At 65.2% G+C, this 22,417-nt stretch carries 15 protein-coding genes; 7 read left to right on the top strand and 8 right to left on the bottom strand.

The window, feature by feature from the left end; translation table 11 throughout:
- Window positions 1-125 precede the first annotated feature (125 nt).
- From glmM to ACQHGV_RS14030, 6 genes are all read left to right on the top strand, one after another.
- On the top strand, window positions 126-1,466 hold the full coding sequence (gene glmM / locus ACQHGV_RS14005; RefSeq protein ID WP_440978658.1) for a phosphoglucosamine mutase: 1,341 nt from the start codon (window positions 126-128) through the stop codon (window positions 1,464-1,466).
- Window positions 1,466-1,690: a DUF1272 domain-containing protein gene (locus ACQHGV_RS14010; protein ID WP_440978659.1), complete on the top strand. Its 225-nt coding sequence runs from the start codon at window positions 1,466-1,468 to the stop codon at window positions 1,688-1,690. The genes glmM and ACQHGV_RS14010 overlap by 1 nt, the downstream gene beginning before the upstream one ends.
- Before the next feature lie 57 nt (window positions 1,691-1,747).
- Complete coding sequence (gene gpmA, locus ACQHGV_RS14015; RefSeq protein WP_440978660.1) at window positions 1,748-2,434, top strand: 2,3-diphosphoglycerate-dependent phosphoglycerate mutase; 687 nt, start codon at window positions 1,748-1,750, stop codon at window positions 2,432-2,434.
- A 130-nt stretch (window positions 2,435-2,564) separates the two neighbouring features.
- Window positions 2,565-3,131 carry a hypothetical protein gene (locus tag ACQHGV_RS14020; protein WP_440978661.1) on the top strand — a complete coding sequence of 189 codons (567 nt, stop codon included), beginning with the start codon at window positions 2,565-2,567 and terminating at the stop codon, window positions 3,129-3,131.
- Between the two features lie 114 nt (window positions 3,132-3,245).
- Window positions 3,246-3,704, top strand: a complete 459-nt coding sequence (purE, locus tag ACQHGV_RS14025; protein ID WP_440978662.1) for a 5-(carboxyamino)imidazole ribonucleotide mutase — start codon at window positions 3,246-3,248, stop codon at window positions 3,702-3,704.
- Between the two features lie 5 nt (window positions 3,705-3,709).
- The gene (locus tag ACQHGV_RS14030) at window positions 3,710-4,765 is read left to right on the top strand and encodes a 5-(carboxyamino)imidazole ribonucleotide synthase (protein ID WP_440978663.1); all 1,056 of its coding nucleotides are present in this window, start codon (window positions 3,710-3,712) and stop codon (window positions 4,763-4,765) included.
- Window position 4,766: 1 nt separating this feature from the next.
- Here the strand turns inward: ACQHGV_RS14030 and ACQHGV_RS14035 are convergent, their stop codons facing one another.
- From ACQHGV_RS14035 to ACQHGV_RS14050, 4 genes are all read right to left on the bottom strand, one after another.
- Window positions 4,767-5,531 (bottom strand): hypothetical protein, encoded by a 765-nt coding sequence (locus tag ACQHGV_RS14035; protein ID WP_440978664.1) that lies wholly within the window; start codon window positions 5,529-5,531, stop codon window positions 4,767-4,769.
- A 90-nt stretch (window positions 5,532-5,621) separates the two neighbouring features.
- A complete protein-coding gene (locus tag ACQHGV_RS14040) occupies window positions 5,622-7,427 on the bottom strand; it encodes a DUF885 domain-containing protein (RefSeq protein WP_440978665.1) in 1,806 nt (601 codons plus the stop codon).
- Between the two features lie 245 nt (window positions 7,428-7,672).
- Window positions 7,673-7,972: a hypothetical protein gene (locus ACQHGV_RS14045; protein WP_440978666.1), complete on the bottom strand. Its 300-nt coding sequence runs from the start codon at window positions 7,970-7,972 to the stop codon at window positions 7,673-7,675.
- A gap of 42 nt (window positions 7,973-8,014) precedes the next feature.
- Window positions 8,015-10,870 carry a M16 family metallopeptidase gene (locus ACQHGV_RS14050; RefSeq protein WP_440978667.1) on the bottom strand — a complete coding sequence of 952 codons (2,856 nt, stop codon included), beginning with the start codon at window positions 10,868-10,870 and terminating at the stop codon, window positions 8,015-8,017.
- A gap of 213 nt (window positions 10,871-11,083) precedes the next feature.
- On the opposite strand from ACQHGV_RS14050, the gene clpB reads away from it, so the two are divergent.
- The gene (clpB, locus tag ACQHGV_RS14055; RefSeq protein ID WP_440978668.1) at window positions 11,084-13,663 is read left to right on the top strand and encodes an ATP-dependent chaperone ClpB; all 2,580 of its coding nucleotides are present in this window, start codon (window positions 11,084-11,086) and stop codon (window positions 13,661-13,663) included.
- 68 nt (window positions 13,664-13,731) lie between these two features.
- Here the strand turns inward: clpB and ACQHGV_RS14060 are convergent, their stop codons facing one another.
- From ACQHGV_RS14060 to ACQHGV_RS14075, 4 genes are all read right to left on the bottom strand, one after another.
- On the bottom strand, window positions 13,732-16,881 hold the full coding sequence (locus ACQHGV_RS14060; protein ID WP_440978669.1) for a TonB-dependent receptor: 3,150 nt from the start codon (window positions 16,879-16,881) through the stop codon (window positions 13,732-13,734).
- A gap of 386 nt (window positions 16,882-17,267) precedes the next feature.
- Entirely contained in the window at window positions 17,268-20,339 is a 3,072-nt protein-coding gene (locus ACQHGV_RS14065; RefSeq protein ID WP_440980215.1) for a TonB-dependent receptor domain-containing protein, read from the bottom strand.
- 458 nt (window positions 20,340-20,797) lie between these two features.
- Complete coding sequence (locus ACQHGV_RS14070; RefSeq protein ID WP_183949829.1) at window positions 20,798-22,084, bottom strand: aspartyl/asparaginyl beta-hydroxylase domain-containing protein; 1,287 nt, start codon at window positions 22,082-22,084, stop codon at window positions 20,798-20,800.
- Between the two features lie 108 nt (window positions 22,085-22,192).
- Window positions 22,193-22,414 carry a hypothetical protein gene (locus ACQHGV_RS14075; protein WP_440978670.1) on the bottom strand — a complete coding sequence of 74 codons (222 nt, stop codon included), beginning with the start codon at window positions 22,412-22,414 and terminating at the stop codon, window positions 22,193-22,195.
- Window positions 22,415-22,417 lie beyond the last annotated feature (3 nt).

The raw sequence follows: 22,417 nt of genomic DNA on the forward strand, positions 1-22,417 counted from the left end.
TGGGTTCGGGCATATTGTTTTGGGACGGTTCGGTTCTTTGAGCTTTGCGCCACCCCGCGCTAAGGACGTAACCATCCAGGGGCGTGTATGGCGCCCCGCTCCTAATCCGGCAGGGACCCGGCTGTATGGCAAGAAAATATTTCGGCACCGATGGCATTCGCGGTGCGACCAACGGCGCGGTGATGACCGCCGAGATGGCGATGAAAGTCGGCATGGCCGCCGGGGCTTACTTTCAGCGCGGCGAGCACCGCCACCGCGTGGTGATCGGCAAGGACACGCGCCTGTCGGGCTATATGCTCGAATCCGCGCTGGTCGCGGGCTTCACCAGCGTCGGCATGGACGTGGTGATGGTCGGTCCGCTGCCCACGCCGGCGGTCGCGATGCTGACCCATTCGATGCGCGCCGATATCGGCGTGATGATCTCGGCCAGCCACAATCCCTTCGCCGATAACGGCATCAAGCTGTTCGGTCCCGATGGCTACAAGCTGTCCGACGAGGCCGAGGAATCGATCGAGACGCTGATCGAGGAAAAGGTGCCGCTGGTCCCCTCGGGCAAGATCGGCCGTGCGCGCCGGGTCGAGGACGCCGCCGGCCGCTATATCCACTTCGCCAAGTCGACCTTTCCGCAGTCGCTGCGCCTCGACGGCCTGCGGGTCGTGATCGACTGCGCGAACGGCGCCGCCTACAAGGTCGCCCCCGCCGCGCTCTGGGAACTGGGCGCCGACGTGGTCGCGATCGGCGTGACCCCCAATGGCACCAACATCAATGACGGCGTCGGCTCGACCGCGCCGCAGACGCTGGCCGAGACCGTCGTGGCGAGTGGTGCTGACATCGGCATCGCGCTGGACGGTGACGCCGACCGGCTGATCATCGTCGACGAAAAGGGCATGGTCGTCGATGGCGACCAGTTGATGGCGACGATCGCCACCAGCTATGCCCGCGAGGGCCGGCTGGCCGGCGGTGGCCTGGTCGCCACCGTCATGTCCAATCTGGGACTGGAGCGGCATCTGGCCGCGCAAGGGTTGGGCCTCGTCCGCACCAAGGTCGGCGACCGCCATGTGCTGGAGGCGATGCGCACCCGCGGCTATAATGTCGGCGGCGAGCAGTCGGGGCATATCATCCTGTCCGACTATGCCCGCACCGGCGACGGCTTGGTCGCCGCCCTCCAGGTGCTGGCCGAACTCAAGCGCGCCGGCGCGCCCGCCAGCGAGGTGCTGCACCGTTTCGATCCGCTGCCCCAGCTGCTCAAGAATGTCCGCTTCGCCGGCGGCAAGCCGCTGGAACATGAGAAGGTACAGGGCGTCATCGCCGCCGCCGAGGCCGAGCTGGCCGGGCGCGGCCGCCTGGTCATCCGCCCATCGGGCACCGAACCCGTCATCCGCGTAATGGCCGAGGGCGAGGACCAGCGTCAGGTCGAGACATTGGTCGACCGCATCTGCGACGTGGTGCGCGAGGTGGCCGCCTGATGCTGGAGATGCGCCCCGATTGCGAGCGCTGCGGCGCGGACCTGCCCCCGTCGCAGGGCGGCGCGTTCATCTGTTCGCTGGAGACCACCTTCTGCGCCGAATGCGCCGATGACCTGGACGAGACCTGCCCCGATTGCGGCGGCGAGCTGCTCGACCGGCCGACGCGCATGGGCCGTGTGCTGAAGGCCAATCCCGCATCCACCCAGACCCGCTTTCGCGGCTGACCTCGACCCCGCCGGCCCGCTTCTCTATGCGGCCGTCATCACATTGAAGGAGTTTCCATGCCCCAGCTCGTCCTGATCCGCCACGGCCAGTCCGCCTGGAATCTGGAGAACCGCTTCACCGGCTGGTGGGATGTCGACGTCACCGCGCAAGGCGCGGCCGAGGCGCGGGCGGCGGGTGCGCTGATGGCCGAGAAGGGCCTCGACTTCGACCTGACCTTCACCAGCCTTCAGACCCGCGCGATCAAGACGCTGAATCTCGCGCTCGAGGTGATGGGTCGCCTGTGGCTGCCGACCGAGAAGCATTGGCGACTGAACGAGCGCCATTATGGCGGGCTGACCGGCCTCGACAAGGCGGAAACGGCGGCCAAGCATGGCGACGAGCAGGTCAAGATCTGGCGTCGCAGCTTCGACGTGCCCCCACCCCCGGCCGAGGCGGGTGGCGAGTTCGACCTGTCGAACGACCGTCGTTATGCCGGCATTCCGGTGCCCGCCACCGAAAGCCTGAAGGACACGATCGAGCGCGTCCTGCCCTATTGGGACGAGCGTATCGCCCCCGCCCTGCGCGACGGCAACCGCGTGCTGATCTCGGCGCATGGCAACTCGTTGCGCGCGCTGGTCAAGCATCTGTCGAACATTCCGGACGACGAGATCACGGGCCTGGAAATCCCGACCGGCCAGCCGATCGTCTATGAACTGGCCGACGACCTGACGCCGACCGACCGTTATTATCTGTCGGAGCGCTGATCGATTCCGACACAAGACCGACCCATCGCCTGGCCGATGGGTCGGTCGTGTCCGTCGCACGAGGTTTGATCCACGCCACGGATCGTGCAGTCTCCACGTCTGTTCCCGTTATTACGACAGGCAGCGTGCCATGACGACGATGCGCCCCCACCCGACCATCGGCTTGCCAGCCGCCTTGCTGCTCCTCGCCTGCGGAGCGCCCGCACGGTCGGTTCCGGCTGAGCCCGACAATGGGGCGGCCCCTGGCGCCTCGGTTCCGGCGGTGCCCCCGCCTTCTCCTGCCACGGCACCGCCGGGCACGCCCGACGGCAAGCCTGTGACGATCACGCTGACCGACAAGCGCCGGGTGACGCTCTCGGGGTTCAGGATCGCGGAAAATCACGGCCTGTCTGCCGGCCAGTGCGGCGTGATCATCGACCGTCAGCGGCTGATGACGATGGGGGTCGATGATACGGAGGTCTATAGCTGTGACGCGCTGGTCGCCGCCGGTGTCATACCGCCCGACGGCCGTCAGCAGCGGATCGGCCTGATCTACGACGTATCCTCCCCCAACGCTCATTTTCGGACCGCCGTGGTGCTGCGCCAGGAGGGCAAAGGCTGGGCGGTCGATCCGACCTATTCGGGGAAGTTCGACAGTATACCCGCGGGGCGGTCCATCCCCGCACTGCGTCGCGCGCTGCGATCGGGCGGTGGTTGACGTATAGAGGAGGTTGCTCCCCTCGACACACCCCGCTAGTCAGCGCGCTTCCCCCGGCACCGGGGCCATAGGGGCTAAGGCGGAACAGCGGATATGATGTCGGTCGGGATCATCATGGGGTCCACCTCGGACTGGGACACGATGCGGCACGCCGCCGAGACGCTCGAGGCGCTGGGCGTGGCGCACGAAACCCGCGTCGTCTCCGCGCATCGCACGCCGCAGCGGCTGTATGATTACGCGACGCAAGCCGCCGATCGCGGGATCAAGGTCATCATCGCGGGCGCGGGCGGTGCGGCGCATCTGCCGGGCATGGCCGCGTCGATGACGCATCTGCCGGTGCTGGGCGTGCCGGTCGAATCCAAGGCGCTCAAGGGCATGGATAGCCTGCTCTCGATCGTCCAGATGCCCGGCGGCATCCCGGTCGGTACGCTGGCCATCGGCAAGGCGGGGGCTATCAATGCGGGCCTGCTCGCCGCCTCGATCCTGTCGCTGTCCGACGAAGCGCTCGCCGAACGACTGAAGGACTGGCGTCAGCGCCAGACCGACAGCGTCGCCAACGATCCGCAAGGGTAAGCCACATGTTGAAGCCGGGTTCGACGATCGGAATCCTGGGGGGCGGCCAGCTGGGCCGGATGCTGGCGGTCGCCGCCGCACAGCTCGGCTATCGCACCCATGTGCTGGCCCCCGATGAAGAGAGCGTCGCGGCGCAGACCGCGTCCTCGCTGACCCGTGCCGATTATCACAACACGGTCGTGCTCGCCGATTTCGTCGCCGCCTGCGACGTCGTGACCTATGAGTTCGAGAATGTCGACGTCACGCCAGTCGAGTGGCTGGCCGAGCGGCTGCCGGTCCACCCCGCGCCGGCCGCGCTGCGCGTCGCGCAGGACCGGATCGCCGAGAAGAGCTTCGTCGAGAAGGTCGGCGGTCGCCCCGCCCCCTGGGCCGAGGTGAACTGCGCCGCCGACCTCACGTCCGCGCTGGAGCGGATCGGCTGCCCCGCCATCTTGAAGACCACGCGCTTCGGCTATGACGGCAAGGGCCAGGCGCTGATCCGTGACATCGCCGACGCGCCCGCCGCCTTCGAGGCGATCGGGTGCCCGGCCGTGCTGGAGGGGTTCATTCACTTCAGCCACGAATTCTCGATCCTGATCGCGCGTGGGGAAGATGGCAAGACGGTGCGGTACGACCCGCCGCACAATGTCCACCGCGACGCGATCCTGCGCACCTCGACGCTGCCCGCGCCGCCCGAGATCGCCGCCCAGGCCGAAGAGGCGACCGCGCTCGCCATCCGCATCGCCGAAGAGCTGGGCTATGTCGGCGTGCTGGCCTGCGAGTTTTTCGCCACCGAGAACGGCCCCGTCTTCAACGAGATGGCGCCGCGCGTCCATAATTCGGGCCACTGGACGATCGAGGGCGCCGAAACCTCGCAGTTCGAGAACCATATTCGTGCGATCTGTGGCCTGCCGCTGGGCGATACGGCACTGACCGGCGTGCGGGTGGAGATGGAGAACCTGATCGGCGACGATGCCTGGGAGAGTGCGCTGACCGAAAAGGGCACGCACCTGCACCTCTATGGCAAGGGCGAGGCGCGGCCCGGTCGCAAGATGGGGCATATCACGCGGGTGGCGCGATAAGCTATTTGTGCACGGTGAAGGTCACGGGCACGAACACCTCGGCCTGGATCACCTGATCCCCCTTCATCACCGGGCGAATGCGGAAATTGGGGTACAGCCCCAATGCCGCCGGCCCGAAGCCCCGCCCCTTGGGCCGCTCCGCCGCGATCGAACAGCTTTTCGGGCGGCCCGGTTTGGGCACGACGCATAGCAGCACCGCCACCCCGCTTACCCCGCCAAACCGCGCCATCTTCGGAAAGGCCTCGTCGATCAGGGACTGGGACGGCTTTTCGATCCATTCGGCCAATGCAAAGCGTAGCCGCCCCTCACCCGGCCCATCGCCATCGCCGCGTCCATTGCCGGTGCCGCGTCCTTCGCCGCCGGTCCCCTGCCCGCTGGCGATACCGGCGCCGCGCCCGTCGGACATCGCGGTGCCGACCCGCAAGGGCAGGTCGGCGCTGATGTCGGCGGCGGGCGCGGGCAGGTCGACGCGATCGAACCGCGCCGGACTGGCGGCCGACGGAGCCGCCTGCGCGGCGGTCGGCGCGCGCATCGGGCGGGGCGATCCGCCCCCGGCGGTCGGGCGGATGACGGTGCCCTCGCGCGTCACCGGTTGTGGGGTGATCCGCGGCGGCGGCACGGGAACGGGCGGCGGATCGGGCGGGCGGGGCACGTCGAATAGCGCCAGCGCGGATCGCTCCGGCGCCTCGATCGGGACATGCGGCGCCCCCCAGAGCAGCAGCGCCAGGATCGCGACATGCACCGCCGCCGTGGCCGTAACGGCCATGCGTCGCCGCCCCCGATCCCGCCGGACCCAAAGCCTGTCCTGCATCGCGATATTCTCCCGATCCGAAGATCACCGCAATGCTGATTCAGGTCAAGCCCGCGCCCATTCCTCGCCGATCCGGCGCAACACGTCGAGCGGCACGCGGCCGTGGCGCAGGACGGCGGTGTGGAACGCCTTCAGGTCGAACCGGTCGCCCTTCTGCTTTTTCGCCAGGTCGCGAATGTCGACGAACACCGAGTGGCCCAGCTTGTAGCTCGCCGCCTGGCCCGGATTGACGCAGTAGCGCTCGACCTCGCGGGTGGCGAAGCCCTCCGCCTCGCCCTCGGCCTCGATGAAGTGGCGGATCGCCTGTTCGCGGGTCCAGCGCAGATGGTGCAGCCCGGTATCCACGACGCAGCGATTGGCGCGGAACAGCAGGAACTTCAGATAGCCCAACTGCCCCAGCGGATCGTCGTCATACATGCCGATCTCGTCCGCCAGCTGCTCGGCATAGAGCGCCCAGCCCTCGCCATAGCCGGAAAAGCCGTTGATCTTCCGGATCAGCGGCAGGCGCGTGTTCGACAAGGCGAGGCCGCTCTCCATCTGATGCCCCGGCAGTCCCTCGTGATAGACGGTCGTCGCCAAGCAGAATTTGGGCCAGTCGGCGCTGTCCTTCAGGTTGAAATAGACCAGGCCGGGGCGCGAGCCGTCGATCGCAGGAGCCTGCGCAAAGGCGGCCGCCGCGCCCGCCTCGGTCTGCGGCGGCACGCGGCGCACTTCGAAGCCGTAAGGCGGGATACGCTCGAACACCTGCGGCAGGCGGGTGCGGATCGCGTCGAGCCGGGCGTTGCAATAGGCAATGGCGGCGCGCTTGCCCTCGTCGGTATTGGGGTAGAGCTGGTCGGGATTCTTGTAGAGCGCGGCCATGCGCTGACCCACCGTGCCCTTGGTATAGCCCTGTTTCTTCAGCAGCGCGTCGAGCCGCGCGGACAGCATCGCCGCCTGATCGCGGCCGAAACGATGCACCTCGTCGGGCGAGAAGCTGGTCGTCGTATTGGCCTTGAGCGCGACCGGATAATAAGCCGCGCCCTCGCGCAGCTTCCAGACGCCGGCGTCATGCGTCGCCTTGTTTCGCAGTTGCTTCGCATAGGCCAGCTGCCGGTCGAGCGCGGGCAGGACCTCCGCCTCATAAATGGTCGCCGCCTGCCGGGTATAGCGATCGCCCAGCCCCTTTTCAGCGGCGCGACGGGCGAGCGACTGGACGACGAGCGCTTCGGCGGCGGGCTGGCGGGTCTTGCCCATCTGTTCGATGGTCAGGTCGAGGATGAAGTCGGGCGGCACCACGCCCTGCCCGGCGTCATGCCGCATTCGCTCAGTCTGCGCGTCCAGCTGTCGTGCAAAGGCGCGCAGTCGCATCAGATAGGCATCGGCGTCGCCCGCGCTGGCGATTTTGTGCTTGGTGTCGAGGAAGTCGGGGACCGACTGGTACGCGCCCGACAATTGCGACACGACATAGGGGCTGGGACCGTAGGAATAGCCGCCGAAATCGAACGCCTGCACGGCTTCAGCCGAGCGGCGGGTGTAGAGGATCGACTCCAGATCGATCCGCTCCTCGGGCGACAGCGTGGCGGGGTCGATCGCCTGGAGGAGGGTCAGGTCGGCCTTGGTCGCCGCCTTCGCCGCCGCGAGTCCCGCCGGGGACTGGTCAGAGAGCTTGCTGCGCAGATCGGCATTGGCACCGGTGTCGAGGCCGAGGCTGGTCGCACTCTCGGGGCTGCGGCGGAGCTGCTCCTGAACGAGCGTATCGAACAGCGCGGTCAGCCGGGTGGCTGGGGTGGTCTGCGCGATCACCCCGTCGCTGCCGGCCGCCATGGCGAGGGCCGCCGTACTGCCCAGGAAATGCCGCCGGTCGATCATGCTTGTCCCCCTGTTCTGGTTTTCGGGCGGCAGCGTAACGGGATTTGGCGGGAATTGAACCGGTTATGTGGTGGGGTTCATCCCTTGGGCTTCGACTTCGCTCAGCCTGAACGGAGGCTGGGGTGTGGGGCTTCCCCCTTACAGCCGTTCAGGCTGAGCGAAGTCGAAGCCCACGCCCCACCCCCAACGAAAAAGGGCGGCCCGTCCTCCGACGCACCGCCCTTCCCCACATCACGGCGCGATGATCACCCCGCGCGGGTCCCCGACAGCGGGAAGCTGCCGAACGCGCCCGCGCCCACCGAACCGGTCAGCGTGTCGCCATCGGCGGTCGCTTCGCAGTCCAGCGTCATCGGCATCGGCGTGGTGATCGACATCTTCCAGGTGATAGTGTTGCCCGACACATCGCCCTCAATGTCCATCGCTCCCATCTGGCCACCGCCCGATCCGGTGAAGCGATCACCCTCGGTCGTGACCGTCAGCGTCATGTCCTGATCGCCCAGCGGCGACTTCACGGTGCAGTTCCAGGTGCCGTCGATATCGGCCATGTTCGCTCTCCTTATAATCCGGCGTGACGGGGTGACCCGGCGTTACCGGCTGGCACCGGCCGGTGCGGCGGGTGCCGCCCCCGCCACGTCGGCGGCCTCGATGACTTCGACCGGCAGGCCCAGCCCGTCAAGCTGCGGCTTGACCGACTTGGCGTCGCCGACGACGACCCAGACGAAATCCTTGGGGTCCAACGCCGCCTGGATCGACTTGTTCAGTTCACCCACATTCATCGCGCGGTAGCGCGGGGTGATCGTCGCATAGTAATTGTCGGGCCGGCGCAGCAGGTCGTTGGTCTGCATCGCCGACAGGACCGCGCCCGAGGTTTCGAAATTGCCCGACAGCGAGCGGATCGCACCGGTGATGGCCCGGTCGAACTCAACCGCGTCCATCGGCTTGGTCGTCAGGAACTCGGCGACGTCCGCCCGCAGCGCGTCGATCGACGGGCCGGTCTTGTCCGCCTGGACCGGCGCCGACATCACATAGGGCGCGGCATATTCGGAGGTCTGGAAGCCCCCGCGCACGCCGTAGGACCAGTGCTTGGTCTCGCGGATGTCGGTGTTGATCCGGCTGAGGAAGCTGCCGCCCAGCGCGTCATTGGCGGTGTTGACCAGCAGCAGGTCGTCGGTGCCCTTCAACGGGGTCGGTGCACCGGCCATGATCATCGACTGCGGGCTGTCCGGCCGGTTGACCAGGACGATCCGCGGAGCCGAAGGCGTGCCGGCAGCGAAGCTCTTGGTCCCCGCCGCACCGGCACCGCGCCAGTCGCCGAACGCCCGGTCGAGCGCCGCCTTCACCTCGGCCAGCGGACGATCCGAGGTGACGAAGATCTTCGCCTTGTCGGGGCGCAGCCACGCCTGATGGAAGGCGACCAGATCGGCGCGGGTCAGCGCCGCGACCGCGCGCGGATCACCCAGCCCCTGCGCCTTGGCATAGGGGCTGGTCGGCCCATAGAGCAGCGGCGGCAGCACGCGGCCGGCCAGCCCCTGCGGGCTGGTCAGCTCCTGCTTGATCCCCGCCAGCGCCTGCGCCTTCACGCGCGCCAGTTCGGCCTCGGCAAAGGCGGGATTGCGGATGACGTCGGCATAAAGGTCGAGCGCCGGGACCAGATTGGCGCTCGGCACGCTCATATCGACGGTGGTGCGGTCGTTCGATGCGCCGGTGCCGATCGAGGCGCCCAGCCGCTCCTGCTCCTCGGCGATGGCGATCGAGTTGCGGCGGGTCGTCCCCTCCTCCAGCAGGCCAAGCATCATCCGCTCGGTGCCCAGCTTGCCGGGCACGTCGGCGGCCAGGCCCGCATCGAACGAGGTGGCGATCTGCGTCACCGGCACGGCGGTCCGCTGGGCATAGACCAGCTCGACGCCGTTCGACAGGCGGGTGCGCTGGATGGCCGGGAAGCTCAGCGGCTTGACCTCGCCCACCTCGGGCAGCGGCCCGCGCGTGCCCTTGACCGGCTGTTCCGGCGCGGGCGGCACATCGGCGCGCGGCGGCACCTTGGCCTCTTCATAGGCGTCGCGCTTTCCGGGGACGACGGTCAGCGTATAGGCCGGGCGCGACAGCCATTTGTCGGCCGCCGCCTTCACGGTCGCGGGCGTCTGCGCGGCGATCGCCTGCAGCTGCTTCTTGTAGAAGCCCGGATCGTTCGAATAGAGCGCGCCCTCGGCCAGCGCGACCGCCTTGCCGCCGAAGCCGCCGACCGATTCCAGCCCGCGCACGCGGCCCGACACCATGGAGGTGGCGACGCGCTTCACCTCGTCGGCGGTGGGGCCGTTCTTCAGGAAATCGGCGAGGATCTCGTCCATCCGCTTGCTGACCAGCGCCGGGTCGACGCCGGGGCGGACGATCGCGGTCATGTTGAACATGCCGACCTGCGAGAACACCCGGTCGCCGGCCGAAACCTGCACCGCCAGCTTCTCCTGCTTGACCAGGATATTGTCGAGCCGCGACGAGGCGAGGCCGCCCAAGACCGACCCGGCGACGACCAGCGGCGCGCTTTCGGGATCGTTGAGGCCGGGCACCGCCCAGTTGCGGCTGATCATCACGGCGGCGACCCGGTCGGTCATCGTCTCGTTGACGGCCGCGGGCAGCGTCGGGATCGTCACCGTCGGCAGGACGCTTTCGGGGCCGCTGCGGATGTCGCCGAAATATTTCTCGACCAAAGGCTTGGCGGTCGCGACATCGACATCACCCGCCAGCACCAGCACGGCATTGTTCGGGCCGTAATGGCTACGGAACCAGTCCTTCACCGTGTCGAGCGAGGCGGCGTCCAGATCGGCCATCGAACCGATGGTGGAGTGGGCGTAAGGATGACCCTCGGGGAACAGGCCGCTCAGGACCTTGTACTGGGTCAGGCCGTAAGGCTGGTTGTCGCCCTGGCGCTTCTCGTTCTGGACGACGCCGCGCTGCTCGTCGAGCACGCCCTGCGTCACCGCGCCGAGCAGGTGCCCCATGCGATCCGATTCCAGGAACAGCGCACGGTCGAGCGCGGCGGTCGGCACCGTCTCGAAATAATTGGTCCGGTCGAAATAGGTGGTGCCGTTATAGTCCGTGGCGCCCACCGACTTGAGCGGCGCGAAGAAGTCGCCCGGCGCGTTTTCCGATCCGTTGAACATCAGATGTTCGAAGAGGTGCGCGAAGCCCGTCTTGCCCTTGGGCTCATGCTTCGATCCGACGTCATACCATACGCTCACCGCGACGACGGGGGCCTTGCGATCGGTATGGACGACGACGCGCAGACCGTTCTTCAGGGTGAATTGCTGATAGGGGATGTCGACCGCCTTCACCAGCGTGGCGACGGGCGCGGCCTGGGTGGCGGGCGCGGATTGGGCCAGGACGGCCTGACCGGGCATGGCGAACGCCAGCGCGGCGACGCCGGCCAGCGCCACGGACTTGATACGCATTTCCTTGAGTCTCCCCACTCGGTGTATGGGTCGAGCATAGCGGGCGGGCGGCGGACCGCAATCCCGGTTAAGAAGCGCGAATGTCATCGTCTTTTGCGGTTACCCTTTCGCAATCGAAACGGCCTTCCCATGTTCTCGGACAGGAAATTCCGCCCACCCCTTGTGTTGCCAAAATACAACACCATCTGACCTGGAAAGCGACAGGAAGACCAGATGAACCTCGAAAAATTTACCGACCGCGCGAAAGGCTTTCTACAGGCCGCGCAGACTGTGGCGATCCGCAACAGCCATCAGCGCATCGCCCCCGAACATCTCCTCAAGGCGCTGATCGAGGATGATCAGGGCATGGCGTCCGGCCTGATCCAGGCGGCGGGCGGCGACGCCAAGCGGGTCGAGCGCGAGACGGATGCGGCGCTCAGCCGTATTCCAGCCGTCTCCGGCTCGGGCGCGCAGAGCTCGCCGGGCCTCGACAATGATCTGGTCCGCGTGCTCGACCAGGCCGAACAGGTCGCGCAAAAGGCTGGCGACAGCTTCGTCACCGTCGAGCGGCTGCTACTGGCGCTCGCACTGTCGTCCACCACGGCAGCGGGCAAGGCGCTGGCGGCGGGTGGGGTCAATCCGCAAGGACTGAACGGCGCGATCGAACAGCTGCGCCAAGGCCGCACCGCCGACACGGCGGGCGCCGAGGACCGCTACGACGCGCTCAAGAAATTCGCCCGCGACCTCACCCAGGTGGCGCGCGACGGCAAGCTCGATCCCGTCATCGGCCGCGACGAGGAAATTCGCCGAACCATCCAGATCCTCGCCCGCCGCACCAAGAACAACCCTGCGCTGATCGGCGAACCCGGCGTCGGCAAGACCGCGATCGCGGAAGGGCTCGCGCTGCGCATCGCCAATGGCGACGTGCCGGATACGCTGAAGGACCGCAAGCTGATGGCGCTCGACATGGGTGCCCTCATCGCCGGTGCCAAATATCGCGGCGAGTTCGAGGAGCGATTGAAGGGCGTGCTCGACGAGGTGAAGGCCGCCGAGGGCGACATCATCCTGTTCATCGATGAGATGCACACGCTGATCGGGGCGGGCAAGGGCGACGGGGCGATGGACGCCTCCAACCTCTTGAAGCCCGCTCTCGCACGCGGTGAACTCCACTGCGTAGGCGCGACCACGCTCGACGAGTATCGCAAATATGTCGAGAAGGACCCCGCGCTCCAGCGGCGGTTCCAGCCGGTCTTCGTCGGCGAGCCTACGGTCGAGGACACCATCTCGATCCTGCGCGGACTGAAGGAAAAGTACGAACTCCATCACGGCGTGCGCATCACCGACGGCGCGCTGGTGGCGGCGGCGACCCTGTCCAACCGCTACATCACCGACCGCTTCCTGCCCGACAAGGCGATCGACCTGATGGACGAAGCCGCCAGCCGCATCCGCATGGAGGTGGAGTCCAAGCCCGAGGAGATCGAGACGCTCGACCGCCGCATCCTGCGCCTGAAGATCGAGCGCGAGGGGCTGCGCCGCGAGAGCGACGCCGCCAGCATCGACCGGCTCGGCCATCTCGAGGAGGAACTCGCCAACCTCGAGGAGCAGTCGCACGCGCTGACCCAGCGCTGGCAGGCCGAGAAGGACAAGATCGCGGGTGAGGCCCGCTTAAAGGAACAGCTCGACCAGGCGCGCATCGAACTCGACCAGGCGCAGCGTGCGGGTGATCTCGCGCGGGCAGGTGAGCTGTCCTATGGCCGCATCCCGCAGCTGGAGAAGCAGTTGGCCGAGGCGCAGTCCGCGACCGAGGGCGCGATGCTGCGCGAGGAAGTGACCGCCGACGATATCGCGGGCGTGGTCAGCCGCTGGACCGGCGTGCCGGTCGACCGGATGCTGCAAGGCGAGCGCGAAAAGCTGCTGCGGATGGAAGAGGTGATCGGCAAGCGCGTGATCGGGCAGGAGGATGCGGTCCGCGCCGTCTCCACCGCCGTGCGCCGCGCGCGGGCCGGGCTACAGGACCCGAACCGGCCGCTGGGCTCGTTCCTGTTCCTGGGGCCGACGGGTGTGGGCAAGACCGAGCTGACCAAGGCACTCGCCGAATTCCTGTTCGACGACCCTTCCGCCATGGTGCGCATCGACATGAGCGAGTTCATGGAGAAGCACAGCGTCGCCCGGCTGATCGGCGCCCCTCCGGGCTATGTCGGCTATGAGGAAGGCGGCGTCCTGACCGAGGCGGTGCGGCGCAGGCCCTATCAGGTCGTGCTGTTCGACGAGGTGGAGAAGGCGCATGGCGACGTGTTCAACGTGCTGCTCCAGGTGCTGGACGATGGCCGCCTGACCGATGGCCAGGGCCGGACGGTCGACTTCTCGAACACGCTGATCATCCTGACCTCGAATCTCGGCAGCCAATATCTGGCGGCGGTCGAGGACGGGCAGAGCGTCGAGAGCGTCGAGCCGCAGGTGATGGAAATCGTGCGCGGCCATTTCCGCCCCGAATTCCTCAACCGGCTGGACGAGATCATCCTGTTCCACCGACTGGGCCAGAGCCATATGGGCCCGATCGTCGACATCCAGGTAGGCCGCGTCGCCAAGCTGCTCAGCGATCGCAAGATCAGCCTGCACCTGACCGACGCCGCGCGCGAATGGCTGGGCCGGGTGGGCTATGACCCGGTCTACGGCGCAAGGCCCCTGCGCCGCGCGGTCCAGCGACACCTCCAGGACCCGCTGGCCGAGGAAATTCTGCGCGGTCACGTCAAGGACGGGTCGACCGTCACCGTTGATGAGGGCGACGGCAAGCTGGCGCTGTCGGTGGCGTAAACCCGACCAAAAAGGGGGCGGCCCGAAAGGACCGCCCCCGAAGTTGGAGTCCGTGAGGACCCCTGGGGTTAGAAGTCGAAGCCCAGCTGCAACCGGATCGAGCGTGGTGCTTGATAGTTGGAAGGATAACGGTAATCGCCGCGCGGATTGCCATTGCCCTGCGTGCCGCTTTCCTGAAAACGGATACGTGACTTTTCTGCAAAGAGGTTGAAGACGTCGACGCGGACCGTCGCTTTGTACAGCTCCGCAGGCAGGGTGAACGCCATGGTCAGGTTGGTCTGGGTCAGCCAATCGCCAGCAAACACCGAACCGCGCGGGGTCAGCCGCAGATTGCTCTGCGACGGCGTCCCCGAACCAGCCGCCGGATCGGTCACGATCTGGCCGTTCACCACGTTGCAGAAGAAGCCCGCCGCACCATAAGCGCCGGCGAACCGATCGATACGGCTCGGCACGCGACCGATACAACCATAATGGCGGGGCGACTGGGCAATGACATTGGCGCCCAGCGTGAACCAGTCGGCGATCTTGTAGGAGCCAAAGACCTTCAGATTGTGGCGAATATCCGTCGGCAGATAGCCATAGGTCCCCAGAGTCAAACCAGGCTGGTCGAAGGCGGTCGTCAGGCCGGAGTCGCTCTGGCCGTTATCCGAACGAATGCCGCCTTCGATATTACCGATGTTCTTGGCATAGGTATAGTTGGCGTTGAGGCTCCACACCCCGTCGAACTCGCGCTCAACCGCCAGTGTTACCGCCTTATATTCGCTCCGGGCCTTCGGATACCCCAGCTGTGCTGCCGTGAAGTCGACGGTGCGCAAGCTGGTTTCGCCGTTGACCGGATCGGACAGCGTGATCCGTCCCGCCGAGCCGGGATTGACCAGCACATATTGATGGAAGCCAGTCCAGATCGATCCGCATCCCGCGATATTCTGCTGCTGGCAATAATTCAGGACGGCGGCATCGATCGCTACGTCCTCGAGCGACTCGTTCAGCTTGCGATACGTGCCGAACGCGCTGACCTTCCACCGATCACCAAGGCGTTGCTCATATCCCAGGATGAATTCGTCACGCGATTGGGGCTTCAAATTCTGCGAGACCGTCGCCGCCGTCGGCGTGGGATTGCCGTCCGAGATCAACTCGCAATTGCGGACTTGCGTGTCGGGACAAGGCTGCGCCGTGGCGAAGTTGAGCGGAGCGCCAAGCACCGGCACGTTGTTAGCGCCAACGCCCGCCACACGGAAATACCGCGTATAGTCGAGTTCCGCACCGGCCAGGCGGATGTTCGTATTGGTCGGTACCGGAAGATAATAACGACCATAGAAGCCGAATATCTTCGTACGGCGATCACCGACCGGATCGAAGGAGAAGTTCAGGCGCGGAGCCCATTGATTGCCGGACTTGTAATAGGTCTCGTTGGCGACATTCTTGTTGCTGAAACGGTCGTTGCGGACGCCCAGATTGAAGTTCAGCCGATCCTGGAAGAGGCTCCAGCTGTCCTGAAGATAAAAGGCTTCGTTCAGCGTGTTGAACGTACCACCGTTCACGAAGGTCCGACCCGACACGTATAAGGTATTGGGCGGGGCGTAATCCGTACCGCTGGCACCGGAAAACTGATAATTCCAGGCCACATTCCCGGTGTAACGCGTGACAGCGACGCTGGTCAGTTCCTCACGGTCATAGCCGCCACGGAAATGATGGCTGCCCAAGACATTGACGAAAATGTCGCCATCCGCGCGATAGAAGGTGCGGGTATCCGAGTTTTCGTTGATGACATTCGCGGGATTGCCGATCAGCGCCGGGGTGAACTGGCCGCTCGAGTCCGATACCGAAGGCAGAACGGTGTTGGACGGCGTCACGATGTCGCGATTCTTGTTGCGGCCATAGGCGGCCGAGAGGGTGAACCACTTGGTGAACTGCCCGGTGTACCGAGCGACATAATTCTCCCCGCCGGACAGAATGACCGATGTCGCGCGATACGGCCCCGTAAAGGCACCGGCCGGATCGGTACGGCTGTCATAAGTGCCACCATTGGCATCGACGACCGCGAAATTGTCGTCGTAGCGCGTCTGCTTGGTGTTGAAGTAGGTGAATTCCAGACGCTGACCATCAACGATCACTGCATCGATCTTGCCGCCAAAGAATGGCGAACTCGTCCGCGTCGTCGTCCGGACGTTGCCCGTGCTGAACGGCACGATCGTCTGGGTGCCGGTCTGGACGCCGCTCTGGTTGAAGACCGGAATGACGGTGTTGGGGTTGCTATTGAGATAGGTATCCCCGGTCCGCGTATCATTAGACTGATAGAGGCCGTAGAAGAACAGGTGATCCTTGATGATCGGTCCCGACAGATAGATATTGGTCTGCTTGGAGTCGCGATAATCCGTACGGTTAAAATCGTAGAGGGTGTTCGGACGGGTTTCACGCAGGGCATTCGGCTCGTAGTTGAACAGTAATCCGCCATGGAAATCATTGCCGCCCGACTTGGTCGTAGCGTTCACGAACGCACCCGAAAAGCGACCGAATTCCGCCGAGATCGCGCCGACCTTGGTTTCGATGGTGTCGTAGAATTCGAATGGAACGGTGACCGATCCCAGCCCCTTGCGGAGTTCGGTGATGTTCAGCCCGTTAATGAAGAAGACATTCTCCGAAACCGAGGACCCTGCAACCGCCGGCAGATTACCGAACGCCGTGTCACCGGCAGCCGTACCGGGGGCGAGCAGGACGACGGACGTGAGATCCCGCTGAACCGGAACGCGGGTCGCCAGCTCGCCGATCGGAATCACGGCGCCGACCGTATTGCGGTCGAAGTCGGACACGCGGATACGTCCAGCCGTCACGACGACGTCGCCCGTCGCCTCGCCAGCAGGCGAAAGTGCGAACTCGTTCGCGGCATTGCCCTGTCTCAGAACGACGGCCTTGTCCGTGAAACTTTCATAGCCGTCAGCGCTGATCGTGAAGGTATAGCTGCCCTGCGGCAGCGCCGAGACACGGTAGCTGCCGTCGCCATCGGTTGTGACCGTACGTGAAAAGCCCTGCGCGTTCGACGTTACCGTGACCGATGCTCCGACGATCGCCTTGCCGTCGGTACCCTGGACTTTGCCTGTCGCGTTGACCTGGGTAAAGTCCTGCGCCGCTGCCGGAGCGCCCAGCATGATCGCGCCACCGCCTACGCCCAAAGCCGCCAATGCCGGCAGGGCCGTGCCTGCACGCAATACGGCCCGCATGAAAAATCCGCGATTCACCACGTCAATAATCCCCCTCTAACGACCGTTGTTCACAGTCCGTTCACCACCGCGTCGGTCGATGACAAATCTATGTCAGAGAGGTGACGACACTCCGCCAAGCAAAAAACGATATAGTATCCAATTTTCAAAAGGCTTGATGCATTGCTGCAACATAAATAGTCAATCTTGATTGATCATGTCGCACAAGCGAGCATGATAATTGCAAAATTGCCGCAATTTTAGCCACTGGCGCAATAGTAATATACATCAATAACACACGGTGGTGCATGTGCTCTGATGGGGAGGTGCACCGCTCGAGCGAATCAACAAAAAGGGCGGCTCCCGCAGGAACCGCCCCCAGTGGGGTTCGCCGAGGCGAACCGGGGTTAGAAGTTGAACTTGGCGCCCGCGCGGACCTGGCGGCCGAAGATGCCGTCGCCGCCCTGCACCGCGTTGTAGAGATACGCGCCGTAGGTGACCGGGTCGATCGGAGGCAGGCGGTTGAAGACGTTGAGCACGTTCACATAGAAGGTGAACTTGTCGTTGACCTTGAACGACGCGTTCGCATCGGCGGTGATGTAGCTCTTCACGCGGCACCCGAAATAGGCCGGGGCCTGGCCGCAATCCTTGTACGCATCGCCCTGGTCCATGGCCGACAGGTCATAGCCCGAGGTGTAGTTGACCGTCCCCGTCAGCGCGAAGTCGCCGAAGTCGAAGGTGTTGACCCAGTTACCCTTCCACTCGAACGTGCCCGAACCGGCGGTCAGGTTGAAGTTGCCCAGCGTGTCGACATAGGTCTGGCGCACGCCGTCGACCGTGGTGCTCAGCTCCAGGATCAGGCTGGCGTTCAGATTGGTGGTCCAGCGGAACGTGCCGAAGTCGTAAAAGCCGTTGATGCCGAAATCGATACCCTCGGACTTGATCGTCTGGGCATTGATCAGCTGCGAACGAACGAAGGCAATTTTCGGCGTGGCGGTCGGGTTGTTGACGTCGACCGCATCCGGGATGACCGTGAAGCCGTCGGGGATCGCGGTGCCGGCATAATAAGCGGCGATCGCGGGCGACAGGTCGGGCGTGGTGATCGCTCCGGTCTTGCGGATGTTGTAATAGTCGACCGTAAACGACAGGCCGCGCACCGGATCGACCTTGATGCCGGCGGTGAAGCTGCGCGACTTTTCGGGGTCCAGATTCTGCGACGCCAGCGTCGTCTGACCGATCGAATAATTGGCGATATAGCCCGCGCAGTTGGTTGGCGTCTTCTGCGTACAGATCTGCCCGGCGCCCGGGTTGATGCTGTACTGGCGCAGGAACGAGTCCGGAATGCTGCTCAGCGACTGGGTCACATACCCCGTGGTCGGCAGGGCGTTGGCCTCGCCGAACGACGGGATGCGGAAGCCCCGTGAGTAGGTGCCGCGCAGCGTCAGCTGGCGGATTGGCTTGAAGATCGCGCCGAACTTGGGCGAGAAGGCGCTCTGGCCGCTCGAATAATGGTCATAGCGACCCGAGGCGTTCAGCGTCAGCTGGTCGAGGACCGGCGCGTTGACCTCGTAAAAGCCCGACGAGACGGTGCGGTTGCCCTGGGTGCCGAACGCGTTCAGGCGGAAATAGCGCTGGGTCGGGCCATTTTCGTCCGAGTTGGCGCTGGGAGCGTCGATCGCCTCGTAGAAGATCGATCCGCCGACCGCGACGCGCAGATCGCCACCCGGCAGCGCCATGATCGCCTTGCCCAGCGTGAACTGCGCCTGGAGCAGGTCCGAGCTGTCGTTGGTGATGTTGGTCGGCGTCAGATAGTTGAGCGTCGCCTGGCTGTTGAGGCCCGGATTGAGGAAGTTGTAGCTGCCGTCCTTAATGACGTCGAGCAGGTGCTGGATGTAGACATAGCCGTCCTGCTGCAGACGCAGGTCGGTGTGCATCGCGGTCGCGTCGAAGCGGTAGTCGACATCGTCGAAGATCGTGCCGTTGATCCCGAAGGCGGCGCGATAGACGCGGCTGCGGGTCTTGGTCGATTCGAAGCTGCCCGGCAGCTGGCCGACCAGACGCGCGACCTGACCGGCGGCGGCGAACGGATTGTTCGGGTTCAGCGTGCCGTTGGTCTCATTGCACGCGCCGACGGTCGTGCGCGGGCAGATATAGACCGGCAGCGCCAGGATCGCCGAATTGGGATCGATCGCCGAGGTCGGGTTCTGCGACGTCGAATATTGCGGGAACAGGATACCGGCGGGCGCATTGGCGCGGATCGTCGTCGGCGAGCCGGTATAGCTGGTCGTCGCCTGCTGGAAATTGACCTGCAGATAGGCTTCCGACGTGTCACCGATCTTGGCGGTAAAGCGCGCCGAACCGCCGACGCGCTCGATGTCGGGCGTGATGTTGCCGTACAGACGCTGGGCGTCGACCTGGCAGACGGTGCCGGGGGCGGTCGCGTTGGCGGGCAGCGCCAGCTCGGCCGCGGTCGGGTTGTACGGATTGCCGGTAAGGCAGCCCGCCGCCGGGTTCAGCAGCTGATAGCGACCCAGCGCGGTCGTGTTGGTCGCATCGGCCGGGCGGACATAGAAGTTCGGCGTATTGATCGCGAAGCCATTGGTATACTGGCCGTTCAGGTCCAGGCCGTTGGCGATGTTGTTGGGTCCGCAGATCGTGTCGCCGGTGCGGTTGGAGCAGATGCCGCGCTCATCGCTCGAGTTGAACGGCCCGGGCAGCTGGCGCGCCCGCACGCCCTCCGAGCGATAATAGAAGCCGCTGATATAGGCGTTATAGCCCTGCTCATCGAGATCGCCGGTACCGGCGGTCAGCGACAGGCGCTGGTTGGCGTTGTAGCCGCGCTCGGAAATGCCGGCCTCGGCGCGGCCCATGACGCCCTTCACCGAGCGCTTGGTGATGATGTTGACCACGCCCGCGATCGCGTCCGCGCCATAGCTCGACGAGGCGCCGTCGCGCAGCACTTCGACACGGTCGACGATGTCGTCGGGGATGGTGTTCAGGTCGACGAAGTTGCGCGTGCCGTCATCCGACAGCGGATAGTAGGCGGCGCGCAGACCGTCGAACAGCACCAGCGTCGAGTTGGTCGACAGGCCGCGCAGCGACACCGACGACGCACCCGACGCGAACGCGCCATTGGCGGTGAACGAGTTGGTCAGCGCCGGGCCGTTGTTCGACGCCAGCGCCTGGATACCCGCCTGCACCGTGTTGATGCCGCGCGCGTCGAGATTTTCGGCGGTGATCGTCGAGACCGGCGACACGCCGGCATCCGCGCCGCGAATGATCGAGCCGGTGACGACGATATCGCCGCCGGTGCCAGCGTCCGCCTGCTCGGCGCCCTGCGCGACCTGGGCATTGTCCTCGGCATTCTGGTTCGCCGCCGGCACGCTCTGCGCGACGGCGGGCACCGCCAGCAGCACCGACAATGGCGCGACGGTCGCCAGCAAGCCCCGCTTGCGCTGACCGATCCACAAATTGGTCATCATCATTACCCCTTTTCGTCACTCGACGCCCGTTTTCGGTGCGCCGACATCTCGGCCCCATCGAACGACTTTTCCGTTCGGTAACCGAATGTTGCTTGCTTGCGGGGATGTCGACGCGTTGTAAAGATGGGAAAATGTCTCGGAGGGGCGACCTGTTGCGTCGTACATGATGGGGCACCTTCCCTTTCTCACTCCTTTGCCATCGATTGCAAAACATTGCTGTCAGGTAACAGCTGATACAAATTGCGACAATATTTATGCCTTATGGCAGCGCGCAGGAGGCGCACATCTAGCGCCGAACCAATGGGATGGAATCACGGTAAAGGCGCGTGACTGTTGATCACGCGGAGGGGCGCGCTCGAAAAGCTTCGCTCGCAATGTCGATCAGATGACACGCCCACGAGGCCGGCCCGTGGCGAGCAATATGGACCTTACGTCATGCCGTTGAGCGGACGGCGCTATTCGGCGATGGCCGCCAGTGCGCCACCGCCTTCGATCCGACCAAGAGCGACGAACAGATCGCGTAACATCGCCTGTTCCTCCTGCGTCAAATGGGGGTTCCAGACGTCCAGTATCAGCACGGCCCGTAGCTGCGCGCTGTCATTCCAGGCTTCATGTTCGATCGTGTCGTCGAACGCGAAGGCTTCGCCTTCGGTCCAGACGCGAGTTTCGCCACCGACCCGGAAGCCGCATCCCTGCGGGACGATCAACGGCAAATGGACGATCGCCCGGATGTTGCTGACCCCGGTATGTGCAGGCAGTCGCGTGCCCGGCTTCAGAACGGAGAAGAAGGCCGTCGGCCCCTTACCGGGTATCTCAGCAAGTGGCATCTGACCCAGCACCGCCATCGTCCCGGGACAAGCCGCTGCCATCTCCTCGTCGCGCACGCCGTAGCGCCACAGATAACGAGCGCTCCATGCCTCGGAATGATCGAGCGCGGTCCATTTATTTTCAGGGGTCCCGGCCTCCATCGCAACATAAGGCGCAAAGCCGCTGTCGGGCCGCGCGAGCAGCGCTTCCAACTCTGCACGAATGAGAGGCGTGGCGGCCTCCAATTCGGCAAACCAGGGAAAGAGCGCCCGGTCGAAAAACTCGTCGGCGGGCAGGAAGGGAAAATGAACGCCGTGACAGATGTTGTGATAGATGCTGCGCCGCCCAAGCAGTGCATCGACGCAGCGATCGAAGCGACGACGTCGGTTGGGTGGCACATCGCCCCATTGTGGCATCAGTGCAGCGTCTAGTCGGTCGCTCACCACCTGCGCGCGCGCGGCCACGCGCGCCTGAGCATGGGTGAGCAACTGGTCCAGCCCCGCCGAGCGTTCCGGTAGCGATTGCAAAACCGTCGCCACGCCGTGCCAGCGGAACTGAGCCTGCGAGTCCTCCCCCGCCCGCTCATGCCATTCCGCCATACGGACATTCGCCATGACGTGCCGCTGATCCCGGTGGAGCACCTGCCGCAATGCTTCCTGCTCTCCGGCCGTATCGCCCGCGTCGCGGTGTGCGGTCGCTAGGTTCATCCATAGCGGGGGGGCGTCGGCATCGCCGCGAATGGCGCGTGCGAACCAGATCGCGGCCTCTGCCGGATCATTCGCGAGCAGGTTCATTCCCATGGCGTTGCACAGGATCGGATGATCCGGATCGTACCCCAGGGCCTGTTCGAGCAAACGCCGTGACGCAGGCCCATTGCCCGCAGCCTGGGCCTGTTGAAGCAACGACATGGCGGGCGCGGAAAGCGACTGGGTCATGACACTGGTTATGCGTGGTGAAATGGGATGGTTTCAAGGGTGTCGCACGCTCCACCACCGATCGGCCTCTCGTTCCGCCGCGACACCCCAAGCCGATGAGGCAGGTCGTCAGGTGGCGATCGCACCGAGCAGGCCGACGCCGTGGATTGCCAAGGCATAGAATAAGGCCGTTCGCCGCAAGTCGGACCGGAAACCCCGAGCCAAAAAGAACCAGACCCCGAGCGCCGGGATGGTCAGCATGATCAAAAGCAGGAACGCCGGCATGCGGCGCCCATCTGTCGCCCCATCATGGATGGCCATGGCTCCCCCGGCGTGCACGAAATGCGCCATGAT

The organism is Sphingomonas pseudosanguinis, assembly GCF_052056765.1.
GTDB lineage: Bacteria > Pseudomonadota > Alphaproteobacteria > Sphingomonadales > Sphingomonadaceae > Sphingomonas > Sphingomonas pseudosanguinis.

Excerpts from the sequence above, each read along its gene's own strand:
- clpB (WP_440978668.1), top strand. The coding sequence starts at position 11,084 with ATGAACCTCGAAAAATTTACCGACCGCGCGAAAGGCTTTCTACAGGCC.
- ACQHGV_RS14075 (WP_440978670.1), bottom strand. The coding sequence starts at position 22,414 with ATGGCGCATTTCGTGCACGCCGGGGGAGCCATGGCCATCCATGATGGG.
- ACQHGV_RS14020 (WP_440978661.1), top strand. The coding sequence starts at position 2,565 with ATGACGACGATGCGCCCCCACCCGACCATCGGCTTGCCAGCCGCCTTG.
- ACQHGV_RS14065 (WP_440980215.1), bottom strand. The coding sequence starts at position 20,339 with ATGACCAATTTGTGGATCGGTCAGCGCAAGCGGGGCTTGCTGGCGACC.
- ACQHGV_RS14045 (WP_440978666.1), bottom strand. The coding sequence starts at position 7,972 with ATGGCCGATATCGACGGCACCTGGAACTGCACCGTGAAGTCGCCGCTG.
- ACQHGV_RS14060 (WP_440978669.1), bottom strand. The coding sequence starts at position 16,881 with ATGCGGGCCGTATTGCGTGCAGGCACGGCCCTGCCGGCATTGGCGGCT.
- purE (WP_440978662.1), top strand. The coding sequence starts at position 3,246 with ATGGGGTCCACCTCGGACTGGGACACGATGCGGCACGCCGCCGAGACG.
- gpmA (WP_440978660.1), top strand. The coding sequence starts at position 1,748 with ATGCCCCAGCTCGTCCTGATCCGCCACGGCCAGTCCGCCTGGAATCTG.
- ACQHGV_RS14050 (WP_440978667.1), bottom strand. The coding sequence starts at position 10,870 with ATGCGTATCAAGTCCGTGGCGCTGGCCGGCGTCGCCGCGCTGGCGTTC.
- ACQHGV_RS14040 (WP_440978665.1), bottom strand. The coding sequence starts at position 7,427 with ATGATCGACCGGCGGCATTTCCTGGGCAGTACGGCGGCCCTCGCCATG.
- glmM (WP_440978658.1), top strand. The coding sequence starts at position 126 with ATGGCAAGAAAATATTTCGGCACCGATGGCATTCGCGGTGCGACCAAC.
- ACQHGV_RS14035 (WP_440978664.1), bottom strand. The coding sequence starts at position 5,531 with ATGGCCGTTACGGCCACGGCGGCGGTGCATGTCGCGATCCTGGCGCTG.
- ACQHGV_RS14030 (WP_440978663.1), top strand. The coding sequence starts at position 3,710 with ATGTTGAAGCCGGGTTCGACGATCGGAATCCTGGGGGGCGGCCAGCTG.
- ACQHGV_RS14010 (WP_440978659.1), top strand. The coding sequence starts at position 1,466 with ATGCTGGAGATGCGCCCCGATTGCGAGCGCTGCGGCGCGGACCTGCCC.
- ACQHGV_RS14070 (WP_183949829.1), bottom strand. The coding sequence starts at position 22,084 with ATGACCCAGTCGCTTTCCGCGCCCGCCATGTCGTTGCTTCAACAGGCC.